The 6,000-nt window shown below is 51.6% G+C and carries 5 protein-coding genes; all 5 read right to left on the bottom strand.

Features of this window, described 5'->3' with window-relative positions:
• Nucleotides 1–492: 492 nt before the first annotated feature.
• The 5 genes from G614_RS0119795 to rfbF all read right to left on the bottom strand — a co-directional run bounded on the left by G614_RS0119795 (nucleotide 493) and on the right by rfbF (nucleotide 5,978).
• Nucleotides 493–1,491 carry a glycosyltransferase family 2 protein gene (locus G614_RS0119795; protein ID WP_027643343.1) on the bottom strand — a complete coding sequence of 333 codons (999 nt, stop codon included), beginning with the start codon at nucleotides 1,489–1,491 and terminating at the stop codon, nucleotides 493–495.
• 101 nt (nucleotides 1,492–1,592) lie between these two features.
• Nucleotides 1,593–2,435 carry a LicD family protein gene (locus tag G614_RS0119790; protein ID WP_027643342.1) on the bottom strand — a complete coding sequence of 281 codons (843 nt, stop codon included), beginning with the start codon at nucleotides 2,433–2,435 and terminating at the stop codon, nucleotides 1,593–1,595.
• Nucleotides 2,436–2,504: 69 nt separating this feature from the next.
• A complete protein-coding gene (gene rfbH / locus G614_RS0119785) occupies nucleotides 2,505–3,863 on the bottom strand; it encodes a lipopolysaccharide biosynthesis protein RfbH (RefSeq protein ID WP_027643341.1) in 1,359 nt (452 codons plus the stop codon).
• Nucleotides 3,864–3,878: 15 nt separating this feature from the next.
• Complete coding sequence (rfbG, locus tag G614_RS0119780) at nucleotides 3,879–4,937, bottom strand: CDP-glucose 4,6-dehydratase (protein WP_027643340.1); 1,059 nt, start codon at nucleotides 4,935–4,937, stop codon at nucleotides 3,879–3,881.
• 270 nt (nucleotides 4,938–5,207) lie between these two features.
• Complete coding sequence (gene rfbF, locus G614_RS0119775; RefSeq protein WP_027643339.1) at nucleotides 5,208–5,978, bottom strand: glucose-1-phosphate cytidylyltransferase; 771 nt, start codon at nucleotides 5,976–5,978, stop codon at nucleotides 5,208–5,210.
• Nucleotides 5,979–6,000: the final 22 nt, after the last annotated feature.

Raw genomic sequence — 6,000 nt, 5'->3', positions numbered from 1 at the left:
TTTACTCCGTGACAGCGAATGTTTTATCGCCACTTTCACGTCCGTGAGACCTCCCCGGGTACTCACACGTTCTTTCCCACTTATACCTGCCCCGTTTACTGCTGGCGTTCCGTGCAGTTATTGGACTTTAGTTTGTTAGGCAACCTCATCCACGCTTCACAGCCTATCCGGACAACTTTTACAGGCCAGTGGTTTGCCTCCGGCTTCCTTCAGACCCCACCTCACGATGACGCCCTTGCCATTGGCTGCACCCTTCCCACTGCCGGGCGGGTCAGGGACTTTCACCCGTTAGAACGTGCGCCCGCCGGGCGCACCTAAAAGGAGACCACCCGTTTCCACGGGCAGTCTCCTCTCTGATGCGAAAATAGGTTTCCTGTTAATCCGAAGCAGCCATTCAATGTGGCCTTTCAGGCCAGCGCTTTCATTAATATCAGCCAGCTGGACCGTATCAATCGAATTATCGTGGGAAGAGAACTGGATGTGGACTTTTTTCTAATGAGCTTTCTTTGTCCGGTTTCTATTTTCTCCCCGGTCCACATTGGCGTTCCGGTCCACATTCTCTCCCTGGTCCAAATTCTCCGTCCGATCCACAATATAAATCGGCCTGTCCTTCAGCTCCGTAAACAGAATCGCAATATACTCACCGATGATACCGATAATCACAAACATCATGGCAAACATAAAGCAAATCAATACCACAATGGTGGCATAGCCGCTGGGAGCCCCTTTCCTGGTGCAAAGAGTGTATATCATGACAGCGAAGCCCAGCAGGGCTGAGAATATGCCTGCGTAGATTCCAAGCTTCAGGGGCATGTTGGAAAAGCACAGAATTGTATTGACGGAGAACACGAACAGCTTCTTGATGCTGTACTTGCTCTCCCCTGCCACCCGGGCCCCTGCTTCATATTCAATGGCGGTTTTCTTAAAGCCTACGTTCTGCACATAGCCTCTGAGAAAACGCACCTTTTCCCTGTAGCTGCCCTTTAGCACCCGGGCCACATGGCGCGAGACCGCAAAAAAGTCAGAAGCATTTGCCTCAAAGTGTACATCTGAAATCCTGTTGATAAGCCAGTAAAAGCCGGAGGAGGTGATATTTTTCACCAGCCCTGCCGTTCTGTTTCTGGTGCGGACCATGTTGATGACCTGGTATCCTTCCTCAAACTTAGCCAGGATATCCGGTATACACTCCGGGGGATGCTGCAGGTCCGCGTCCATACAGATGATGCCGTCTCCCCTGCTGTAGTCCAGTCCCGCTATCATGGCCGCCTCATGTCCAAAATTCCTGGAAAAGCTTATCACCCTGACCCTTGAATCAGATGCGGCCAGCCGGTCCAGTATGTCCTGGCTTCCATCCCTGCTGCCGTCATTGACAAAAAGCAGCTCATAATCCCAGCTGATTTGACTCAACACATTTGTGGTTTCCCTGTAAAATTCTTCCAATGCCTTTTCTTCGTTGTAGACCGATACCACAACTGATAACAACCTGTCCATCTCTTTTGTCTGTTATCCTTTCCTGGGGCATGTTAAAATATGCTGCCAATCTCTCTGTCGTCATCCCCCCAGTGCGTGTCTGAACCCCGTTCTGGCACACTCTAATCAAAAATACGGATTTGCTGGCTGGAGTGGGTAGGCACCCGTTTGTCCTCCGGCGGCATTACCATGTAATTTCCATACACCTCTGTCAATATCTGGTGCCATCCCTTTGGTATCATCAGACGGGTATCCTCAAAATCCGCGTCCTCCACCTGGTCGCAGCAGGATTTATCCACGGTCACATACAGGTAATCCGGCTGATAGTTGCTGTAATAGCGCAGGTTCCCCTTGCTGCGCCTGTCCTTGAGGGCAGCGGCCTTCTGCATGGCAAAGATAAGCTTCATGGGCACCAGACGGCCCACGGCTGCCAGCCCTCCCACGAATATCTTGTGAATCAGGCTGTATTTGCCGAAATCCAGCTTATACCTGTGCCCCATGGCCATGCCATACACTGCCTTGTGCAGGAAGCGGGTAAATTCCGCCCCTGCCCTGGAGGCAGGAAGCTTGTCCAGAATGAACAAATCCACCCATATATGGTTCAGCTTTCCCTCATAGTACTGCATTTCCAGGCTGTCCTCATGGCACTTGCTTTTCTTGTAAATGATTCTGGGCGTAAAATCATAAAATGCCCTTCCGCCCCTGTAACTGTCCGGCTCCAGCAGCTCCATGGTATCCGGCAGCTCCCTTGGAGCCACCTTCATGAACGCCTCATACTGGTTCCTGGTAAACGCCACATCCGCGTCATCATCCCAGGGAATGAATCCCTTATGACGTACAGCGCCTATGAGGGTGCCTGCGTCCAGCATGTAGCGGATATTATACTTACGGCAAATCCGGTCTATCTCTTTTAATATGGTCAAGTTAGCCTCATGGACCCGGCTCATATCATAGGTTTCCATCATAATCAGTGCTCCTGCCCTTTATTCTTGCCGTGTTTTTGGCACGGTGCCTAAGCTGTTCCCTCAGAGTACCTATGCGCACCCCACTGCTTCCTTAATAGTCCTGGCCATATAGTCGATCATCTCGTCTGTCATTCCCGGATACACCCCCACCCAGAATGTGTCGGCCATAATGCGGTCAGTGTTGTCAAGGCTGCCCACAATGCGGTATCCCTGGCCCGCTGCCCGCATTTCATCGAAGCAGGGATGCTTTGTCAGATTGCCTGCAAACAGCATTCTGGTCTGCACACCCTTTTTCTCCACATACTGGACAACCTTATCCCGCTCCACGCCTTCCCTGCATGTAATCAGGAAACCGAACCAGCTTGGCCTGGAATGTGGGCAGGCTTCCGGGAGAATCAGCTGATTCTCTGTTCCTTCAAGCCCTGCCTTCAGGCGGTCAAAATTGTGACGGCGCCGCTCCACAAAGGAGGGGAATTTATCCAGCTGGGCGCAGCCTATGGCGGCCTGCATGTCCGTTACCTTCAGGTTATACCCAAGATGGGCATACACGTATTTGTGGTCATACCCCAGAGGAAGCTCACCGAACTGTCTGTCAAACCGGTGTCCGCACATGTTGTCGCGGCCTGAGGGGCATACGCAGTCGCGGCCCCAGTCGCGGAAGGAGCGGATGATTTTATTGAGAAGGGGATTGTCCGTATACACGGCGCCTCCCTCGCCCATGGTCATATGGTGGGGCGGATAGAAGCTGGAGGTGCCGATGTCACCGATAGTACCTGTAAACCGGGTCACCTCCTTTCCGTCCTCTTCCATGGTATACTGGGTACCCAAAGCGTCGCAATTGTCCTCCACCAGCCACAGGTTATGCTTCTCACAGAATGCCTTCACTGCCCTTAAATCGAAGGGATTTCCAAGGGTATGGGCAATCATCACTGCCTTGGTCTTTTCAGACAGGGCCTCTTCCAGCTTTTCTGCATCAATGTTATACTGCGGGATAGTCACATCCACGAACACCGGCACTGCGCCAAACTGGATGGCAGGGGCCACCGTGGTTGGAAACCCGCAGGCAACCGTGATGATTTCATCCCCCCTCTTTACCCTGCGCTCACCCAGCAAAGGGGAGGTCAGCGTCATAAAGGCCACCAGATTGGCGGAGGAACCGGAGTTCACCAGGGAGCAGAAACGCACTCCCAGATAGCCTGCCAGCTTCTTCTCAAATTCATCGGTGTATCTGCCGGAGGTAAGCCAGAATTCCAGTGAGCTGTCCACCAGGTTTACCATCTCCTTATGGTCATAGACCCTGGAAGCGTAGGGAATGCGGTCTCCCTCCTGAAAGGGTCCCTTTTTATTGTGATAGGTGTCGCAGTATTCGGCCACCATGTCCAGAATCTGCTGCCTTGCTTCTGTCTCTGTCTTATGTTCAAATGCCATGTTCATTTCTCCTCTTTACGAAAAAAATTCTGTTATCTGCCGGTCCATAACCTCCAGCATATCCTCACCGTCCAGATAAGCCCTGGACCACTCTACTGTCTTTTGAATGGCTTCCTCCACCCCATATCTGGGGCGCCAGCCAAATACTGACTTTATTCTGGAACAATCCAGCTTCAGGAAATTGGCCTCATGAGGGCCTCCGTCATACTGATTCACCCACTTCACATCCCCGTCCCAGGCCCGGCAGAACATGTCCACCAGGCGTCCTGTGGTCACGCAGTCCTTATCGTCCGGTCCCACGTTATAATATCCCTGGTACCGTCCATCCTCATACTGCCTCATGGCAATGGTAAGATACACGGCAAGCGGCTCCAGCACCAGCTGGTAGGGCCTGGTGGAATGGGGATTCCTTACAATGATATCTTTCCCTGTTGCAGCCGCCCTGATACAGTCAGGTATAATCCTGTCATTGGCAAAATCGCCGCCTCCAATGACATTACCTGCTCTGGAGGTGGAAACAGCACACCGCCCGTCACTGAAAAATGATTTCTGATAGCTGTGGGTAACCAGCTCGGAACAGGACTTACTGTTGGAATAGGGATCGTATCCATCCAGAGGATCGCATTCCCTGTATCCATACTCCCACTCCCGGTTCTCATACACCTTGTCCGTGGTCACATTGAGGAAAGAGCGCACACTGTCCGTCAGTCTGACGCACTCCATCACATTCACTGTCCCCATAACATTTGTCTCATAGGTATACACCGGCTCCTTATAAGAATCCCGGACAATGGGCTGGGCCGCCAGATGAAACACCACCTCCGGCCTCACCCGTTCAAACACATCCTTAAGCCCCTTAAGATTACGGATATCGCCAATCACACTGTCCATAATATCCTCCAGCCCGACAATCTCAAACAAGCTGGGATCCGTGGGAGGTTCAAGGGAATACCCCGTCACCTTGGCCCCGGCAAGCGTCAGTATCCTGCAAAGCCAGGCCCCCTTAAACCCGGTATGCCCCGTCACAAGCACCCTCTTATCTCTATAAAAATCCGTCAATTCCTTCATCTTCATAAAAATATCCTCTCATCCAATTCCAATCATCCTCACGAAAACCATCCGCATTTCCTAACCAATTCCATCAACTCTGCACAGCAACCCTTTCCTCCGGCATTCAAGGAAGCCCAGCATGGTTCCAGGCGTGTTTCCTGCTGAAACCATTTTACACGCCGGCACTTAGACGCGGTCTTTCACGCGTCTTAGTACCGCTGCGTGTAAACCGAGCGAGAGCGTGTTTCATCAGGAAGCACGCCTGGAACCATGCGGACCATCCGCGACTCCCCTCTACCAAATCTTCCAGGGCGCCTTACCCGACTGCCACAATCCCTCCAGCTTATTCATCTCACGCTGGGTATCCATGCACTGCCAGAATCCGCCGTGATAGAAGGATTTAAGCTGTCCCTCCGCCGCCAGTTTCTGCATGGGTCCCTGCTCAAACACAGTGGAATCCCCCTCCAGATAATTAAATATCTCAGGGTTCATCACCATGAATCCTCCGTTAATCAAGGCGCCGTCATTATCCTCCTTTTCCCGGAAGGAGAGGACCGTATCATTTTCATCAATATCCAGGACGCCCTTCATCTGGCCAATATTGACTGTTGTGATGGTAGCTGTCCTGCCGTGGGATTTATGGAAACGCACCAGTTCATCCAAATCCACCGTTGACACGCCGTCCCCATAGGTCAGCATAAAGGGTTCATCCCCCACAAAAGGCTGGATACGCTTTACACGCCCGCCTGTCATGGTGTTGAGTCCGGTATCCACCAATGTCACCTTCCAGGGCTCGGAATAGTTATTGTGGACTTCCATCTTATTATTGGCCAGATCAAATGTCACATCCGAGGTGTGAAGGAAATAGTCTGCGAAAAATTCCTTCACCACATACTGCTTATAGCCCAGACAGATAATGAAGTCGTGGAATCCGAATTCCGAATAATACTTCATGATATGCCACAATATGGGTTTTCCCCCAATTTCTATCATCGGCTTTGGCTTCAGATGGCTCTCCTCGCTGATTCTGGTACCAAGTCCTCCTGCTAATATTACTACCTTCATCTCTGTCCTCCATTGTATTTCC

Origin of the sequence: [Clostridium] clostridioforme AGR2157 (assembly GCF_000424325.1) — a bacterium.
Classification (GTDB): domain Bacteria; phylum Bacillota; class Clostridia; order Lachnospirales; family Lachnospiraceae; genus Enterocloster; species Enterocloster clostridioformis_A.
The sequence above is the reverse complement of the archived record's forward strand: the minus strand, read 5'-3'. Positions and strand labels throughout refer to the sequence as shown.